Here is a 19,003-nt window from a genome sequence, read left to right on the forward strand (position 1 = left end):
TTGGAACCTGGGCGCTCCGCTCACCGGCAAGCTCACGCCGAACACCGTGTACACGCCGGACGCCACAAAGTACTGCCCGATGCTGATGGCTTTCTCGCTCATCCATTCCGGAGCGGAACCGGCCGCCGGCAGGTCGCTGATGTCGTTGCCCAACCCTCCGGCCTTCACCACTTCCGTGGCCGCCATCAGGATCCGGCTGTTGTCCACGCACGAACCCATGTGCAGCACCGGCGGGATACCCACGGTCTCGCACACTTCCGCCAAACCGTCGCCGCAATACACCTTGGCCGCTTCCGGCGTCAATAGTCCCGCTTTCCCGCACGCCATGGCGTTGCACCCCGTGGTCAGCACGATCACGTCGTTCTTCAGCAGTTCCTTCACAATGGTCAGATGCGAGCTGTCCTGGCAGGTGCGCGCGTTGTTGCATCCCACCACGCCGCCTATACCCCGGATCCGGCCGTTGATGATGTTGTCGTTCAGCGGCTTGTACGATCCCCGGAACGTTCCGCCCAGATGGTAGTTGATGGCTTCATAGGAGAATCCCGCCACCATGGTCTCCTTCTCCGAAGGAATCAGGATCTCGGCCCGGCGGTTCGGGAAGTTGTCGACGGCCGTCTTCACGATCTCTTTGGCGTCCTCGTACGCATGGTGCTCGTCGAACTCGATGTGCACCGTCTCGCCGCTTTCGATCTTGGCCCGGGGGTTCGTGGTGATCAGCTTGGTATGATAACAGCCCGCTACGTTCGCGATATTCTCCATGATACACTGCACGTCCACCACCATGGCGTCCACCGCGCCCGTAATCAGCGCCAACTCCTGCGACAGGTAGTTGCCCGCTATGGGCATGCCGTGACGCACCAGAATCTCGTTGGCCGTGCAGCACATGCCCGCCAGAACGATCCCTCTGGCGCCCTTGGTCTTGGCGTAGTCCAGCATCTCCTTGCTCTGGGCCGCCACCACGATCATCTCCGACAACAGCGGCTCGTGACCGTGCACGACGATGTTCACGTGGTCCGCCTTCAGTACTCCCAGGTTGATCTCCCCATGCACCGGGTACGGGGTCCCGAACATCACGTCCTGAAGGTCCGTGGCGATCATCGAACCCGCCCAGCCGTCCGCCAGCGCGGCGCGGGAGCACTGCTTGACGATGTTTCTGTAATCCTGGTCCACGCCCATGTGGGTCCGGTGCATGATCTCCACGATCTCACGGTCGATGCCCCGGGGCACCACGTCCAGCTTCTTCCACAATTCATAACGCGCTTCCGGAGCGCGCTTGGCGTAGTAGACCTCGCCTTCCTGGCGACCCCACTCTCCCAGAGCCTTTACGCCCACTTCCTCGGCGATCTCGAAGATGTCGCGGTCCTTCGTCTCGCCGTCGACTTCCACCTCCGTCGCCACTTCGAAGTCCTTGGCGATCTCCAAAAGCTTGATCGTGTCCTTGATCGTGTAATCTTTCGTCTCCTTGCGGGCCGCGGCCAAAAACGTCTCCGCAACGCCCCGGCCGTGATCCGAGTGCGCCGCCGCTCCGGCGGCCACCATGCGCGCGAAGTTACGCGCCGCGATGGTCTCCGGCGTGGCGCCGCACAGGCCCTTGCGCGTGTCCTTGCCCTCGACGCCGCTCTTGGGCAGCGGCAACCGGCACGGACCCTGGGAACACATCTTGCAGCAGGTCCCCTGGATACCGATGTTGCACGCCTTCATGGTCTCCGCGCGGTCGAAGATCGTCTCGACGCCTTCCTTACGCGCCTTCTCGATCATCTTCGCCGATGCGCTGTCTATGGTCAATTCCGAAACTTTCGGCTTTTCCTTTTTTTCTTTAACAATCGCCGCAGCTTTGGTTTCTTCTGTCGCCATTATTTCCTACCGGGGTATGGTTGTATTTATGGTAATTCGGCGTTGCTCCAGCGAATGGTTCGTAGGGATCATCGCTGCGAGCGCGCGATCTAGTCTTTGTACATTCTTCCGTGGGAGCGGTCCACACCGAGCATCAGCTTTTCCACCGACGACATCTGGACCGCGGCCGGCGTCTTGGGAACCTCGGTCGTTTCGACATGACCCTGTTCCGACTTTCTCGCCTCGCGTTCGGCCAACCGCTTCGCTTTGCGAGCGGATTCCAATTCGATAGCCTTGGACTTGGCCGCCTGTATACGTTCAGCTTCCTCTTTTTCGGCCTTCTTCTTGGCGTCTTCCTGAGCTTTGGCTTTACTTTCCGCTTCAGCCTTCCCCTTGGCTTCCGCTTGCATTTTCGCCTTTGCCTCGGCCTCCGCCTTGGCTTTCGCGTCTTGTTCGGCTTTCTTTTTGGCGTCTTGCTCAGCTTTGGCTTTAGCTTCCGCGTCCGCTTTCACTTCCACCGCAGGCTTCTCTGCTTTAGGCGGCGCTGGTTGGACAGGAGCGGCTTCCTTCTTGGGCTCTGCCTTGGCCGGCGCGGCTTCCTTCTTGGGAGCGGCTTCCGCCTTGACTTCCTCAGCCACGGCTTCCTTGACAATGGCCGGATAGTCGCCCGCGGGCTTTTCTTTCATCTTGGCCATTTTTTTCGCCATTTGATCCGGACTGACGGCTAAATCGCCGCTATCCATGAGCTTCATGAAGTTCTTGACGAGCTTGCGAGGGCGTATGCCACAGCGGCAACGGCCTCCATAAGGATTCCCCGTCTGTGGGGGTCGCCAAGAGTAGGAGCCTCCTCTGCGCTCATTTTCGCTTCTTTGCTTTTCCAGACTTCATTTCCGATGTTATTAACAATAGGAAACTGCAACTTTTCGTCTTCCTGGGCCAAAGCGGCCATGCGAAGTCGTTCCATCACGGAATAGCTGTACTCGAGTCCGTATCCAAGGCCTCCCGTGGTCGGATCGATGATGACATCGCCTTTGACTCCCAAGTTCTCGAGAAGAATGTTGACCTGTTTGGCCAGGTTCACATCAATGGGGCTGGAAGACACTACGGTATGTTTGTAGCCGAGAGCCGCCGCACCGATCGCTTTATGGTTCTTTTCTTCCACCGGTCCGAGGCTAAGATGTTTCCCTTCAAAGTCTTCGGCTATTTTTTTCAGTACTTCGGAGTCCTTTTCAGGGTTCGCGCATCCCCAGACCACCACAGGCACGTCCACCGCATCTACGACTTTCTTGACCTGCGCGGAGGCTTCTTTGGCGGACTTGTCCAGGCCATTGGGATCGATTCCTTTCAATTGAACGACGATCGCTTGCGCCCCATACTCTTGGACGCATTTCTTCGCCCAAGCTCCCGGGTCCTTCAAAACATCCGCGAAAGGCTTTACGGCCGCAGGGGGCCAATCTTCGGGTTCGATATCCCAGACTTCCATGGCGATTTGGATGGGATTGGGCATTGCACCCTCAAACGTGTGGAAATTGTAGGCCGTCTCGCCGCCTAGCTTAAGGGCGCTCTTACCCAGGCCCAATTCAACTTGATTTATTTTGCCGGAATATTGGACTTTCGGTATTTCGTAGGCCAATTGTTGTACCTCCTTCGAAAATTATGTGAAAAAATTAACAATCCCGAGCCGCACCGATAACTTAGTGAAGAAATTCTCCCAATGTCAAGGGAAAACTGCCTTTCCTCAGTTAACCAGTGCGTCGAATAGCCCAAAGGCCGCTTTAAGACAAGCGTTCCCTTTGGGAAGGTGAAAACTCGGTTTTCCTCTGAAATCAAACTCCTCGAGTTCAGGATCTTCAGGGATGGTTCCCGCCGGTTTTAATCCGTCCCCTTGGAACATCTCACTGAGCTTATCCAGGGCGTCGCTTTTGGCTCGATTTAGGATCAGGGCCCTTCTTCTTACGATCAGGTTAAGCTCGCGTGACAACTCGTCGATACGGAACGCGGCCTGTATCCCCCTTCGGCTGGTGTCGGAAACGATCAGAAGCAGATCGACGTCTCTGGCGTTCAGCCGGCTCAGGTGCTCCATGCCGGCCTCATTGTCGATCACTATGAAGGGATAGTTAGTGCTGAGCTTGTCAATGTAACCCGCGAGTAAGGTGTTCGCGGCACAGTAGCACCCCTCGCCTTCCGGACGCCCCATTACAAGAAGGTCAAATCCCTCCGCCTCCACCAGCGCCTCTCCAATTTTCAATTCCATGAAAACGTCCTTCGTCATCCCCGCGGGTACGCCGCGCTTCATTTGTTCGCGAGCGGCGCCCACCGTATTCTCCACCCGAAGGCCGAGCACCTCGTTCAGATTGGCATTGGCGTCGGCGTCTACTGCAAGTATGGGCTTCTTATCCTTCTCGAGCAGAAAACGAATCATAAATCCGGCGAGTGTGGTCTTTCCCACCCCTCCTTTGCCTGCCATCGCAATTGTAAAAGCCAATGTGTCGCTCTCCTTTTCACGTAAAAGCTCCCCGCATAAGAACGCGAATCACGTCCGGACGGACACGGTTGAACGTCGTACGGGCCGCTTAAGCCAAGTCTCAAGATGCGTTATTCCGAGTAACGTACCCCAATATGCGATGATATCCGACCAAAATCAAGCAGAGGTCGTCTGGAAACCGTTTTGGGTTGATATTTTGACGAGTATTCCGTATAAGTGAGAGGGGTAATAGGTTTTTAAATGTATATTCAGGATGTTATCTGATGGTTGATTGGCATTTGATCTACGCGGAGCTACGACAAAGAGTCGGAGACCATGCCTTCGAAACGTGGGTAGCGCCTTCGCGCCCCATACGTCTTGAAGATGAGACTCTAACGCTCTCGGTGCCTGATCGGAATCATCAGAAGGAGGTGCAGCGGAACTTCGAACACCTCATTCTGGAGATATTGAGAGAACATGGTTTTACTCCGGGACGAGTAGAGTATGTCCATCAACGGGAACCGGATGGAGCCGGATTCCAAAAAAGTTCGGAAAACGTATCGTTGCCGTACATGTCGCCCCAAACGCTCAACCCGGATTATACCTTCGAAACATTCATTGTAGACGATTCGAACCGGTTTCCTTACCAGGTGTGTCTCGAAGTGTCCAACCTGTTGGATCCTCATTATAATCCGCTTCTTTTGTACTCGAGTGGCGGGTTCGGGAAGACGCATCTTCTTCAGGCCATGGGGAATTTTGCAGTTCGCCGTCTTCCTGAAAAGTCTACGTGCTACACCAACGGCGGCGAGTTTGCCGGCCTATTGCATACGTGTTTGAAGTGGAACGCGTTGGACCGCTTCCAGTCCTATTTCCATAGCTTGGATCTGATTCTTTTGGATGATGTCCACCAATTGGCCCCCTTTCCTCGGGCTCAGGACGAATTTGTCAATGTTTTTAATAAGATGTACAATCTACAGCGACAGATCGTGGTTTCGACTCAAGAATTGCCGAAAAACATCGTCGGCTTGGAAGATCGATTACGTTCGCGCCTCTCATGGGGGTTGATTGCCGAGATTGCGTCTCCGAGTGTTGAACTCAAGGAACAACTTACACAACGTAAATGCGGAGAACTCGGTATTTCGTTGGATCATGAGGTCGTTCGTTATCTCGCACAACAAAGTCATTTGGATGCAGTAGCCCTCGATAAATGTCTTATTCGCATGGCGGCTTATATGTCCGTCCAAAAGAAGACGGTGGATATCGAGCAGGCCCGAACTATCCTATCCGGTGACGCGAAACGCCGGAAGACAGAAGGTCGAAGGAACTTGAAAGAGATTGTTGCGGATTTTTTCGACCTGTCCACGCGCGATCTGGATTCCAATCAGAAGAATCGCTCCGTGGCTTTTGCACGACAGGTCGGCATGTATCTGATGCGTTCGCTCTCCGGACAATCGTATTCCAAAATCGCCTTCCAGTTTGGAGAAAAAAACCACTCTACAGCCGTGCGCGCGTGCGCGAAGATCGAACGCTTGATTCGTACTGATCGCAAGGTCGAGAAAATTATTCGTGATTTAAATATGTTAATAAGAAGCTGACTCGATCTAAACAAACAAATCACAGGCTTTTTCCCCTGAACAGAAGGCGCTTCACCTCGAGACGAAAATTCCGCCGGTTTCTCGGTTACAGATTCTCGAACGACCTTCTGAAACGATTGTGACAGATCCGGTATTGAACAAGTTTTGGTTGTTTTATTTAATTGAAATAATTGATTATTTTGTACTTGTTAAAGTTTCGCACAGGCTTTTAATTATATTACTACTTTTTATTTTGTTAGGAGTTTAAGCATGGAATTCTCCATCAACCGTTCTCTCTTTATTCGGGCCCTGGGAATGGTTCAAAACCTCGTGGAACGAAGATCGAGCATGGCCATTTTGTCCCACGTCTGCCTGACGGCCTCAAACGACCAGCTAACGGTGGAAGCCACGGATCTCGAAGTCGGATTTCAGGGTATTTTTCCCTGCACGGTTACACGCGAAGGATCCGTTTCCGTTCCCGCACGTAAACTGTATGAAATTGCACGGGAACTTTCGTGCGAGGAGGTCCGGGTTAGAGAAACGGAAAACAAATGGTTATCGATTTCAGGCAACAGCGCTGTTTTTAAGCTTTTTGGTTTATCTTCGGACGATTTTCCCGGTCTGCCTAAATACAAGCACCTGAAGACCGTGGAAATCGAGGCACAAGAATTGCGAAGGATGATTGATTGCACTCTGTTCTCGACGGCGTCGGAAGACACGCCGCCTTACAACACGAGCGGCATCTATCTTGAAAAACTCATAAAAGATGATTTATCTTTTTTGAGGATGGTGGCCACGGACGGGCACCGTCTGGCGATGATCGACCGACCCATTGAATCCATCCGCGAGTTGGATCTCGAAAATGGGGTAGTGCTTTCAAAGAAAGGGGTTTCCGAAATGAGACACCTTTTGGATGAAAACGGAACGGTTCAGCTTGGCGTTGGAAAAGAGGCCGGGATGCTCAGGCGTGATTCTTCCATCGTGTCGATCCGATTATTGGCCAGCAAATACCCTAATTATGAATTGGCTCTTCCCAAGAACGAATCGATTAAACTCGATATTCCCAGAAAACCTCTTTTGGATATGTTGCGTCGAATGCACATCATGACCACGGATCGTTACAAAGGCGTACGTCTGGAGCTTCGATCGGATACCTTGGAACTGTTTTTGACGAATCCTGAGCTTGGCGACGCGAACGAACAAATGAATGTTTCGTACCGATATCCCGACCTCAAAATCGGATTTAACCCAAGATACTTCATCGATGCATTAAACGTTATGGAAAGTGAAACGGTAAATCTTGGGTTTATGGATGAAGAACATGGGTGCTCTATACGAGGCGAAGTGGATGGTGGGTTCATGGCATTGGTAATGCCCATGCAATTGGCATAAAAATATCTTATTTAGAGATAAGAAGTAAATAGAGTTGATCGGAGAATCATGGATCAATCAACAACATATAATGCAGATAAAATAAAAGTATTAGAAGGACTCGAAGCTGTTCGTAAACGTCCGTCGATGTACATCGGGAATACGGATCATGATGGCCTTCATCATCTCGTTTATGAAGTGGTCGACAATTCAATAGACGAAGCACTCGCTGGGTACTGTACGGAGGTCCACGTAACGATTCATACGAACAACAGCGTAACCGTGGAGGACAATGGCCGCGGCATCCCCGTGGATATGCACGAGACAGAAAAAGTTCCGGCTCTGGAAGTCGTCATGACCAAGCTGCACTCGGGCGGTAAGTTCGATAATTTGTCCTATAAGGTGTCCGGCGGACTGCACGGCGTTGGAGTCAGCGTGGTGAACGCTCTTTCGGAAATTCTCGAGGTCGAAGTGCGAAGAGACGGCCGGGTCTATCACCAGCGCTACGAAAGAGGCAAGAAAGCCACCGAACTCCAGGTCCTGGGGACCACGAATACTTCCGGAACCAAGGTTACGTTTAAACCCGACCCGCTGATTTTCGACGTTCTGGATATGAGTTTTAACCGACTGTCCAAGCGTCTTCGGGAGCTGGCGTTTCTCAACTCGGGCCTCCTCATTGTCATTGACAACGAGGAGGACGATCGGAAGAACATTTTTCAATACACCGGGGGCATTGTATCCTTCGTAGAGTACCTGAACCGCAAAAAAAATGTGATTCACCCGAAGCCCGTATATATCACGGGCGAACGCGAGGATGTTCAGATTGATGTCGCCTTCCAGTACAACGATACGTACAACGAGGAAATTTTTTCATTCGCCAACAACATCAACACCAAAGAAGGTGGAACGCACCTCAGCGGTTTTCGGGCGGGTCTCACTCGAACCGTCAATACGTACGCCGCCTCCGGGAACTTGCCAAAAAACTTGAAAGAGAAGATCACCGGAGACGACCTGAGGGAAGGATTGACGGCGGTCGTCAGCGTAAAGCTTCACAAGCCGCAGTTCGAAGGTCAGACGAAATCCAAGCTGGGCAATGGAGAAATTAAGGGCCTTGTAGAGAACCTCATGAATGAAGGCCTGGCGGTGTATTTGGAAGAGAATCCCCAGGTGGCCAAGAAGATCGTCGAGAAGGTCGTCGAGGCGGCTCGAGCAAGGGAAGCGGCTCGAAGAGCCAAAGATCTGGCCCGTCGGAAGGGCATTTTGTCCGATCACTCGTTGCCTGGTAAGCTGGCGGACTGTCAGGAGAGGGACCCGGAATTCAGCGAGCTGTTCATCGTAGAGGGAGATTCAGCAGGGGGATCGGCAAAGCAGGGCAGAAACCGAAAATTTCAGGCCATCCTTCCCGTAAAGGGGAAAATTCTGAATGTGGAAAAAGCGCGCTTTGACAAGATGCTTGAAAATCAGGAAATTCGAACCATGATCAGCGCCCTGGGAACGGGGATCGGCACGGATGATTATAATATCGAGAAGCTCCGGTATCACAAAGTAGTGATCATGACCGACGCGGATGTGGATGGTTCTCATATTCGAACACTACTGCTGACTTTCTTCTACAGGCAGTTTCCGGAATTGGTGGAGAGGGGCTACCTGTATATCGCGCAGCCCCCCCTTTACAGGGTCGCAGAAAAAGGCAAACCACCGGCGTTTAAAAAGGATGAAGCAGAATTTCAAGCATTTCTGTTGAAACGCAGCACGGAAGACCGTGCACTGGTTTTGAACGAAGGCCGAAAGAAAGTGAACGGCACACGGCTGGTTTTTCTGATCGAACAGTTGATCCAATACCTGAATAATCTGGACAAATTGGAGCGACGCGGATACGATCGTGCCTTGATCGAGCTGTTGTTGCGGCAGAAAGTGGAAGGCAGGGAATTTCTTCAAAATCTGGATATGGTCATGGAGTTCCAGAGTTTGTTGCACAAGCGTGGTTTTACGGTGGAGAGCGTCGAGCGGGACGACGAACACAATCTGTGGAAACTCGTGGTCTCGACTTCCAGCGTGCAGAAGAAAACGGCCACCGTGGGATGGACCCTTGTAACGTCCTACAACTACTTAAAAGCCGGTCTTATCTGGAGTAATATCGAGGAGATCGAGCCGGCTCCCTATCGCATCGAAGAGGGAAAAGGCGACCGCACGGTGGAGATAGCGAGTAAGCAAGAACTCCTAAACTACTTCCTGGATCAGGGACAGAAAGGCGTTACGATTCAGCGGTACAAAGGCCTCGGTGAAATGAATCCGGAACAACTTTGGGAAACCACCATGGACCCGGATAAAAGGACGCTTCTGAAAGTTCTGGTGGAAGATGTGGTCGAGGCGGATGAGATTTTTACCGTACTTATGGGAGACCATGTAGAGCCCAGGCGCGAGTTTATTTACAACAATGCGCTTGAGGTCACGGGGTTGGATATATAGCTGGAATGCATTCCCATGAAAGGGCATAGGATATGAACATCACGATCAAAGCAACGAGTACAGGCTTCCTGGTGGTTTTTTTGTCAATGTATTTTCTGCTTTTAATTGGCTGCGGTCCCGCTGTTGTGGTTGGAACGGCGGCGGGAGCGTACGCCACTATGAGCGACGAGCGCCCGGTGGAGTCTCAGCTCAGCGACTCGACGATCACGCTGAAGGTCACGAGCAGATTATTCGAAGATCCCGAGATCAGGTCGGTGAACCTCGACATCGATACATACCAGGGGGTTGTTCATCTGAACGGGGTTATGCTCTCGAAGGAACAGATTGCGAAAGTCATCCAACTGACCGGTAGTGTGAACGGGGTTCGGATGATCAACAACAATCTTCAACTCAAGCAGTGATCCCGCGTCCCGAAGACGGGTCGAATGAGCTGAAGGAAATGGTCTTCTGAGGACTTGACGTCCTGAAAGGCCATTTTCGTTTATTTAAAGATTGTACGGAAGGACTACACATAAATGGAAGTCGGCCATCAGCAACAGATCCCAGTAAGCATTGAAGACGAAATCAAGAAGTCCTATCTGGATTACGCCATGAGCGTGATCATCGGACGCGCGTTGCCCGACGTGCGGGATGGTCTGAAACCGGTCCATCGCCGGGTTCTCTTCGCCATGCGGGAATTGAAGAACGAATGGAACAAGCCGTACAAGAAATCGGCCCGAGTCGTCGGTGATGTCATCGGTAAATATCATCCTCATGGAGACGCCGCCGTGTACGACGCCCTGGTGCGCCTGGCCCAGGACTTTTCCATGCGCTACCCCCTGGTGGACGGTCAGGGTAACTTCGGATCCGTGGATGGAGACAGTCCCGCCGCCATGCGATATACCGAAGTGCGTATGGCCAAGTTGGTTCACGAGTTTATGGAGGATCTCGAGAAAGAAACCGTAGACTTCGAAGCCAACTACGACAGCACGCTTGAAGAGCCCACCGTGCTGCCCAGCCGTGTTCCGGACCTCCTGATCAATGGTTCGTCCGGCATCGCCGTTGGTATGGCCACCAATATCCCGCCTCACAATCTGGGCGAAGTAATAGACGCAATACTGGCCGTGATCGAGAATCCGCAAATCAAGCTGGACGGACTCATGAAGCTGCTTCCCGGTCCCGATTTTCCGACGGCCGGCTTCATTTATGGAACCAAGGGCATTCGGGACGCATATGCCACGGGAAGGGGTTCGATTAAGGCACGAGCGCGATCCGTTATCGAGACCTTACCAAGGAAAAACCTGACACAGATCGTAATTACGGAAATCCCCTATCAGGTGAACAAAGCCCGACTCATCGAGAAGATCGTGGAGCTGGTAAAGGAGAAGCGAATTGAAGGTATTGTGGATATTCGAGATGAGTCCGACAGAGAGGGTATGAGGATTGTACTGGTGCTTAGAAAAGACGCCAACCCGCATGTCATCCTCAACCAGTTGTACAAATTCACCCAGATGCAGATCGCTTTTGGGGTCATACTGCTCGCCATCGTGAACCGGCGTCCCGAAGTGCTCACATTGAAAGAAATCATCGAGCATTTCATCGATCATCGGAAAGAGGTGATATTCAGACGCACTCGGTTCGAGTTGAGACAAGCGGAGGAACGGGCCCACATTTTGGAGGGCCTTAAAATCGCTCTTGACCATCTGGACGAAGTTATTGCCCTAATCCGCTCTTCGTCGACCGTCCAGGAAGCGAGAACCGGCCTCATGGAGCACTTCGGACTGAGTGAAAGGCAGTCTACGGCGATTCTCGAGATGCGACTCCAGCGGTTGACGGGCATGGAGCGCGACAAAATCGAGCAGGAATACAATGAACTGCTTAAACAGATCGAGTATTTCAGGTCCGTACTGAACAGCGAACGACTGGTACTCAAGATCGCGTCCGACGAACTTTGTGAAATCAGAAAAAACTATTCGGACGAGCGTCGTACGGAGATCATTCCCGACACGGAAGAACTGGAGGTGGAGGATTTGATCGCCGAGGAGGACATGATTGTAACCATCAGCAACCGGGGATATATCAAGCGAAACGCTCTCAGTATCTATCGCGCCCAGCGGCGTGGAGGACGAGGCAAAACCGGCATGGAAACCTTGTCCGAAGATTTTGTCGAGCATCTGTTCATGGGGTCCACACACGATACGTTCCTCTTCTTCACCAATCTGGGGCGGGCCTACTGGTTGAAGGTGCATGAAATTCCGCAGGCGGGGCGTGTGGCCAAGGGCAAAGCGCTGGTCAATCTCCTCGCGCTCCAGCCGGGGGAGAGCATTGCCACCGTTTTGAACGTCGGGTCCTTCGAAGAAGATCGGTATATCATCATTGCCACGCGTAGGGGATTGGTCAAGAAAACCCCGCTCTCCGCGTACGCCAATCGACGGGCCAATGGCATTATAGCCATTGAAATCGACGAAAACGACGAACTCATTGCCGCACGAGTGACGAACGGCAGTCAACACGTCTTATTGGCCTCCAAGAAAGGCAAATGCGTCCGATTCAGAGAACAGGAAGCGAGATCCATGGGACGTGTGGCCAAAGGTGTAATCGGCATGCGTTTGGATGAAGGAGACGACGTAGTCGCCCTGCAGGTTCTGGACGAGCACGGGTCCGAAACCATTCTCACGGTTACTGAAAACGGATACGGCAAGCGAACGCCCAATGAATCGTATCGTGTTCAGGGCAGAGGGGGGAAAGGAATCATCGACATACGAACCACGGCGCGTAACGGCGACGTGATCGGTATGTCCATCGTCAGTGACCAGGACGATATCATGCTCATAACGAATCGCGGAATAGCCATCAGGTTCGAAGTTCGAGAGATTTCCATCATCGGTCGCGCCACTCAGGGTGTTCGCCTGAAAACAGTGGAACCGGGAGAAAAAGTGGTGGGAATCGCCAAATTGGCGGAAAAAGAAGAGGATTAGTTCCATGGCTCCAATCGGAGTGATCGGCGCGGGCAGCTGGGGGACGGCGTTGGCCAGACTGCTGGCCTCCAACGGCCACTCGGTCGATTTGTGGGTATACGAGAGAGACCTCTGCGAACAGATGAAGACTCGCAGAGAAAACACCACGTTTTTGCCTGGATTTCGCCTCGAAGATTCCATTCGACCGAGCAATGACTTGAACAAGGTGGTCCATGGGAAAGAACTGGTCGTCATCGTGGTCCCTTCTCACGTGTTTCGAGGGATCGCGCAGCTCATGGAACCTAGCCTCGGCCCGGACACCGTGGTCGTAGCCGCAACCAAAGGTATAGAGAACGACACATTGTCACTGATGTCGGACATTCTCGAGGAGGTTTTTCCCGACCGACTCCATTCTCATTTGTGTTATCTTTCGGGTCCGAGCTTCGCTAAAGAAGTAGCAAAAGAATTGCCCACAGCCGTAACGGTCGCGTCTCATACGTTGGACGTCGGCAGGCACGCGCAACGACTGTTTTCCAACAATTTTTTTCGCGTGTACACATCCGGCGACGTAGTCGGGGTTGAACTGGGAGGCGCTTTCAAGAACGTGATCGCCATTGCTGCGGGAGCCTGCGATGGCTTGGAGTTGGGAGCCAACGCCAGGGCGGCCGTGATTACCAGGGGATTGGCGGAAATGACGCGGCTGGGCATGGCATTGGGCGCCAATCCGCTGACGTTCGCAGGATTGGCCGGAGTGGGAGATCTCGTGCTGACCTGTTGCAGTGGTTTAAGCCGCAACCAGAATGTGGGCATGCAACTGGGCCGGGGCCGCAAGCTCCAGGAAATCCTGGACAGTATGGTCATGATAGCGGAAGGAGTCAGGACTTCCAAATCCGTGTATAATATGGCTCAGCGTATGAACATAGAGCTTCCGATCTGCGAGCAGGTATACGCCATACTCTATGAAGACAAACCGCCCCTGGAGGCCGTCCAGGAGCTGATGACCAGGGAATTGAAGCCCGAGTTCTCGGGAATCAGGGTGATTTAGAACCTGTTAAGTCATCGGTTCCCGACGTCGCCTTCTTCTCATCGATTTCCTTCAACAGCCAGTCCAACGCCTCCCTGAGCACGCCGATTGTTTCTTCACGGTTTTCCATCAGATAGCTGTGCCCGGAGTTCTCGATGGGGAAGAGCCTGGCTCTCGAAAGCTTCCTCTGGATACGGAGAGCGCTTTGGAAGGAAAAGACTCGATCTCGTTTTCCCCAGATCAGTGCGATAGGGATATTCAATTCGGTAATTCGATCGCCGACCCAATCGTCCGGTCGTAAGTTTCTGAGAATGGCATGATGACCCCCTCGAGAGGCGCGGTCAACCGCGGCATGCGCCACGAACTCCGGTATCCAGCGGGGTGTCGTCAGGATTCGCTCGTTGATCAGTTTGCGATACTCCTCAGGCGTCGAGAAATCGAATGCTTTGCGAAGTTCCGTGAGTTCTTCAACCGGTATTTGCGAATCGAGTCCTCCGGGGGCGATCAAACACAGACCGCTTGTGCGCCGGGGGTAATGCAGCGCGTGTTCCACGGCGATCCACCCACCCAGCGACACTCCTACCAACACGGGCCGAGGCCAGTGCAACCGCTCTTGAAGATAGGTTAACTGTCTTAAATAAAGGGACATCGTATAATCTTGCGGTTGCACGTCCGGGTCGATGCTACGTCCAAAGCCGAGAAGTTCCATCGAGACCACGGGGCGATCCTCCGGAAGAGACTTCATGAACGGTGTCCAATATTCCGCACAGGCGCCGAGACCATGAACCAGGATGAGAGGCGTACGGTTACTCGAGGACCCCCTGATGTAGCAATGAAAGGCGCCGAAGGGAGATTGGACCTCGATGCGCTCGTACCCGGCATTCCAGAGCTCGAACTCGCGGAACTGAAAATAGCGCTCGATCGGCGCCGTGAAAATCCAGACAAACGCCACAATCACGATCAAACATAGAAGCCAGAGCCAAATTCGTTTTGGTAGCATCCGTACGTCCGTCTTAAGGCCTTTTGGTCATGGATTGGAGCGTGTACCTTTCCAAGCGCCGAATTACGGATGAAAGGGGAGGAGATGGCGGAACGAATGAACTATTCACGGCTAAGACGAGGATAAATAGCCGGATTGCGCCGTGCTGAACGCCGATACGTCACAAGGACGTGGGATCAAAAATCCCTTCTATGGTTTCGCCGCAAAAAGAGCACGACCCCTGCGACAAGTTTATCCCGAAAATGCGATAGCCGCTCCGATCGATGACGGTTTTTCCACAAGAAGGGCATACTGTTTTTTCTCCTTCGTCACCGGGGAGATTTCCCGTGTACACAAATCTCAGGCCCTCTTGGAATCCGATATCACGCGCCTTCTGCACGGTTTTCGATGGCGTTGGCCCTGATGACAGGTATCGATACTGAGGATAGAAGCGACTGATATGCCATGGGATTTCCGAGCCCAGATCGGCCAGGAAGCGCGCAATGTCACGCAGCTCCTGTTCGGAGTCGTTTTCTCCTGGGATGAGGAGCGTGGTCACTTCAATCCAGATCCCCATTTCTTTCATCTTTTTGAGGGTGTCCAGCACGGGTTGCAGCCTCGCCTTGCACAATGATTTGTAGTACTCGTCCCGAAATGATTTCAAGTCCACATTGGCTGCGTGGAGTGTGCTTCCAATGGTGTCCAAACATTCTCCGGTCATATAACCGTTGCTTACAAACACATTGAGCAAATCGTTTTTTTCGGCCAGAACGGCCGTGTCGTACGCATATTCGAAATAGATGGTCGGTTCGGTGTACGTATATGCGATGGAACGGCAGCGATTTTCTAACGCGTCTTCGACCAGCGTGGCCGGAGCCACATCATGCCCGGTGATCCTTTTCATGTCCGAGGGCATTTGAGAGATGTCCGCATTCTGGCAGAAACTGCACTTGAAGTTACATCCCACGGTGGCGACGGAATAGGAAAGAGAGCCGGGAAGCACATGAAACAGTGGTTTTTTTTCAATGGGATCCATCAGACATCGATGGGCGCAGAGCGCACATTTGACGTTCTTGTCCTCCAGGGACGTATACAGCATGGCCTCTTTCATAGACCCTCCCTTGTGGCTCCATGAATAAGCGTTGTGAAAGCCATTTTGCGGTGGGGGAATTCCAGGGCGCTCTTCGAAACCAGTTCGGCCAGGTCCACGCGTATCGCCACGAGGTCTCCGAAGGGACTCGTGGAAATGTGCGAGCCGCCCTGTTTCCATGATCGGAACATCGGTTTCGTATTCGTGGAAGCCCATTGATGCAGCGGATGGCCCATGGCCGTTCCGATCAATTTCTTAAGGGTCCAGAGATCGAAATAGTGGTTCGGACGGTAGGGAAAGCTGTCCCGGAGAAACCTGAAGGCCTGTTTCAGTCCGACGGGAGAAAACGGATTCACAACTTGTATAAAAACGCTTTTTCTGGCTACACGTTGAGCTTCCTTCAAGGCAACAATTGGATTGTCTAAAAATTCCAGGGTCTTGTTCAACACCACGATATCGAAATGATCGTCCGTAAAAGGCAGAGACTCCGCGAAACCGTGTTCTACGGGAACCGACGGGCCGAGACGACGCCGAGCCAATTCCACCATATGGATGGAGGCATCCAGGCCCATGCACCGCATGCCCGGACTATGCCATTCGAGGAGGTGGCGCCCGCCTCCGCAGCCTACATCAAGAAGGCGATCTCTTGAACATGGAGCAAGGATGGTTTCAATGAGTTCCCATTCACGCTGGAACCAATGTCTGCCTTTAAGCGTGTCGAACCATTGGTCGTATTGCCGGCAGGAGTGGAGGTCGTCGAAAAAACGCATAGGCATAACACCTTTTTTTGAAGAGCGGACTTTATCGAAACCCGCCACGGAATAACCGGCTCATTAACGTGTTGAAGCACTTGAAACCGAGACTTACTGAATCCGAGCACAAGAGACACGACGGTCGGTGATGGAATGTCTTTCAGTGTAAAAGACCTGAGAAATTCTGTCAATGAATCCGAGCAGAGGCGTAATCGAAGAGGGCCTCCGCAAGCCGGCCACGACCGACGCCCTGACTCGGCTTTTTGGACGGCCTGCTCAAGCAAGCCGATGACGCCCTGTACGCGGCCAAGGAGAAGGGACGTAATCGGGTGGAGATCAGGTCGTTCGAGGAGGAGTGAGGCGATCAGCCCGTATCAACACTCCCGGAGCCAGGAGAGGACTTGCCGTATCTTTTTTTATCTTCTGTTCTCGTGGACACTTTCTCTGCAGGGATCCGGCCTCTTTGTGTGCGTTTATCCGCGATTCAGTGTTTTGCTCCCCCCGGAAAATCATGCATACCCAATCTTGATGAACTCGTAAAGAGTCAAAAACGATTATTTTACGTCACTTCGGCGAAAGCCGGAATTAAGTATTTTCAACAGGTTGTGGACCCCGGCTTTCGACGGGGTGACGCCTTTGCGGACTTCTTGCGAAACCATCAATCTTCCTGCATTCACCGGGCCTTTCAAAGGGTCCCTTTTCAGTGACGAGGAATCGACTGGATGCTGTTCGAGCTCCTCCTCCGTATTACTAAAACGCATGACAGCGGCGGACACTGAGTGTAAACTTAGTAACCATCATATGACTTTTGGGTGCACGTTCGCCCTGGTGCTTGATAGGGGGTTTTATGATACATTGGCCGAGCTATTATTGCGCCTACGAAAGATCAAACTCCTCTCCGAAAATCATGAATACGACGCTCTACGCTCGCCCACAAAGGTAAGATCCTTTCTCAGAAGATGGGCAGTTAACTCTTTTTCCGGACAATTCTCTTCCAGAAGAGATTAGCGCATTAGCCTGAACGGTAATCCTCAAGATGACACAAGACAAGCAGACGGGGCATAGGCAGAGACTTCGGGAGCGCTTCTTGAAAGGACAAGAGTCGGCTCTTTCGGAAGCGAGCCTTCTCGAGTTGCTGCTGACCTATGCCATCCCACAAAAGGATGTTCAGCCGCTTGCCGTACGCCTGCTATCGGAACACGGTAGCCTCTCTTCTCTGCTGGAAGCCCCGACGGAAACACTCTGCCAGTCCGACGGCATTAAGGAAAACAGCGCGGTCCTTCTCAAACTGGTGGACTGGATTCGCCGGCATCATGGCCCTAAGCGGGCCGGCAAAGACACGCTCAAGCCCCCAACCCAAACTACGCTGTTTGAGACCTTTTCCCAAGAGGCGGAGGCTTCTTCAGCAGTCGCTGAGCGGCGCCGCGAAAAGGTCATCCGAAGGTACGGCACGGAAATGTTCGGCAAAGCGGTGCTAAAGGAGGCCATCCAGATTCTGCCGAGCCTTCCGGACAGCGAGTCCCTGGACGAGATACGCTCCTTCCTCCGCGCGAAGCTCCATTTCAGCGCCGAAGAGACCAGGCATCGTTACGCCAACTACATCACCCGCAGGATGTTCCAGAACGGTTATGCGGACAGCCCTTTGCGCTTCTTTGCCAAAGCATTCCCGGATGCCCAGGAACTGCGGGATGCTTGCTTCTACCGATTCCTCCAAACCGAGCCGCTGGAGGTGGAGATCATCGAAGACCTTGTCCTTCCCAATCTCGGCACGGGCCGATTGAGCCGCGAGCGCATCCGAAAGCGCCTGGCCGAAAAGTTTCCCGAGGCCAAAAGCATCGTGGATTGCGGCAAGGCCATCGTGGACGCCCTGACCGCGGGCGGGATCGCCAAGGCCGACCGGACGAAGATCAGCGTCGATTATCGAGAGATTCCGGTAGCATATTTCGCGTTCTATCTGCACAGCGAGTTTCCGGAACCGGACATGTACGACATCCGCAAGCTCGATGAGAATCGCATGATCCGGGCCATGCTCTGGAATCCGGAGCGGCTCCTCCATGCCCTTTACGAGTTGCGCAACCAGGGGATCATCAGCAAGGTCTCGGAAATCGATAACTTCCGCCAGTTCACAACCAAGTTCACGCTCGCCGGAGTGGTCGAGCAGATCGTCTCCGGAGGTAAAAAGGCATGAAGTCCACCGAAATCATCGAAGCGCTTCGTCAAAAGCTCACGGCGCCCGGCGGGCGGCATTTGTATGGCGTTATGGGAACCTATGTCCAGCTCGACGGCTTTACCAAGAAACTGCATCAGGCCAAGACCACAGACGGGGCCCACTTCCCGAAACCCGTCAACGTGAACCGGGGCATCCTGGACGCCATACCGGACGACGAGTTCAAACAGCTTGCGGAAAACGAGGCCAAGCGACCCGAACCCACGGCCGCCCATGTGGCCAGGGCATTCGAGCGGTTCCTGCGCGCAAATCTCACCGGCCAGGGCATCCTGGTCCTGTCCAAC

General features: G+C 53.1%; 13 protein-coding genes and 1 pseudogene. 8 read left to right on the plus strand and 6 right to left on the minus strand.

The window, feature by feature from the left end; all coding sequences use genetic code 11:
• From cooS to HY788_10605, 3 genes and pseudogenes are all read right to left on the minus strand, one after another.
• Window positions 1-1,854, minus strand: a 1,854-nt coding sequence (gene cooS, locus HY788_10595; protein MBI4774609.1) for an anaerobic carbon-monoxide dehydrogenase catalytic subunit, incomplete at its 3' end; no start/stop codon positions are given.
• A gap of 89 nt (window positions 1,855-1,943) precedes the next feature.
• Window positions 1,944-3,466: pseudogene (locus tag HY788_10600) on the minus strand (acetyl-CoA decarbonylase/synthase complex subunit delta).
• Window positions 3,467-3,571: 105 nt separating this feature from the next.
• Window positions 3,572-4,318: an AAA family ATPase gene (locus HY788_10605; GenBank protein MBI4774610.1), complete on the minus strand. Its 747-nt coding sequence runs from the start codon at window positions 4,316-4,318 to the stop codon at window positions 3,572-3,574.
• A 263-nt stretch (window positions 4,319-4,581) separates the two neighbouring features.
• On the opposite strand from HY788_10605, the gene HY788_10610 reads away from it, so the two are divergent.
• The 6 genes from HY788_10610 to HY788_10635 all read left to right on the plus strand — a co-directional run bounded on the left by HY788_10610 (window position 4,582) and on the right by HY788_10635 (window position 13,692).
• Entirely contained in the window at window positions 4,582-5,892 is a 1,311-nt protein-coding gene (locus HY788_10610) for an ATP-binding protein (protein ID MBI4774611.1), read from the plus strand.
• 249 nt (window positions 5,893-6,141) lie between these two features.
• Window positions 6,142-7,263 carry a DNA polymerase III subunit beta gene (gene dnaN / locus HY788_10615; protein ID MBI4774612.1) on the plus strand — a complete coding sequence of 374 codons (1,122 nt, stop codon included), beginning with the start codon at window positions 6,142-6,144 and terminating at the stop codon, window positions 7,261-7,263.
• A gap of 48 nt (window positions 7,264-7,311) precedes the next feature.
• The gene (gene gyrB / locus HY788_10620) at window positions 7,312-9,711 is read left to right on the plus strand and encodes a DNA topoisomerase (ATP-hydrolyzing) subunit B (GenBank protein MBI4774613.1); all 2,400 of its coding nucleotides are present in this window, start codon (window positions 7,312-7,314) and stop codon (window positions 9,709-9,711) included.
• Window positions 9,712-9,743: 32 nt separating this feature from the next.
• The gene (locus tag HY788_10625) at window positions 9,744-10,112 is read left to right on the plus strand and encodes a BON domain-containing protein (protein ID MBI4774614.1); all 369 of its coding nucleotides are present in this window, start codon (window positions 9,744-9,746) and stop codon (window positions 10,110-10,112) included.
• A gap of 114 nt (window positions 10,113-10,226) precedes the next feature.
• Entirely contained in the window at window positions 10,227-12,668 is a 2,442-nt protein-coding gene (gyrA, locus tag HY788_10630; protein ID MBI4774615.1) for a DNA gyrase subunit A, read from the plus strand.
• Between the two features lie 4 nt (window positions 12,669-12,672).
• Entirely contained in the window at window positions 12,673-13,692 is a 1,020-nt protein-coding gene (locus HY788_10635; protein ID MBI4774616.1) for an NAD(P)-dependent glycerol-3-phosphate dehydrogenase, read from the plus strand.
• On the opposite strand, the gene HY788_10640 is transcribed toward HY788_10635, so the two are convergent.
• The 3 genes from HY788_10640 to HY788_10650 form a co-directional block, all read right to left on the minus strand.
• The gene (locus HY788_10640) at window positions 13,679-14,671 is read right to left on the minus strand and encodes an alpha/beta hydrolase (protein ID MBI4774617.1); all 993 of its coding nucleotides are present in this window, start codon (window positions 14,669-14,671) and stop codon (window positions 13,679-13,681) included. The two genes, HY788_10635 and HY788_10640, sit on opposite strands and share 14 nt — an antisense overlap.
• A gap of 160 nt (window positions 14,672-14,831) precedes the next feature.
• Window positions 14,832-15,761 carry an AmmeMemoRadiSam system radical SAM enzyme gene (gene amrS / locus HY788_10645; GenBank protein ID MBI4774618.1) on the minus strand — a complete coding sequence of 310 codons (930 nt, stop codon included), beginning with the start codon at window positions 15,759-15,761 and terminating at the stop codon, window positions 14,832-14,834.
• Window positions 15,758-16,510, minus strand: coding sequence for a class I SAM-dependent methyltransferase (locus tag HY788_10650; GenBank protein ID MBI4774619.1), 753 nt, complete (start codon window positions 16,508-16,510; stop codon window positions 15,758-15,760). The genes amrS and HY788_10650 overlap by 4 nt, the downstream gene beginning before the upstream one ends.
• 1,018 nt (window positions 16,511-17,528) lie before the next feature.
• Here HY788_10650 and HY788_10655 point away from each other — a divergent pair.
• Entirely contained in the window at window positions 17,529-18,680 is a 1,152-nt protein-coding gene (locus HY788_10655) for a DNA repair protein (GenBank protein ID MBI4774620.1), read from the plus strand.
• Window positions 18,677-19,003: hypothetical protein (locus tag HY788_10660; protein MBI4774621.1), on the plus strand; the 327-nt coding region annotated here is incomplete at its 3' end. The genes HY788_10655 and HY788_10660, both read left to right, overlap by 4 nt.

Source organism: Deltaproteobacteria bacterium, assembly GCA_016208165.1.
Lineage (GTDB): Bacteria > Desulfobacterota > Desulfarculia > JACQYL01 > JACQYL01 > JACQYL01.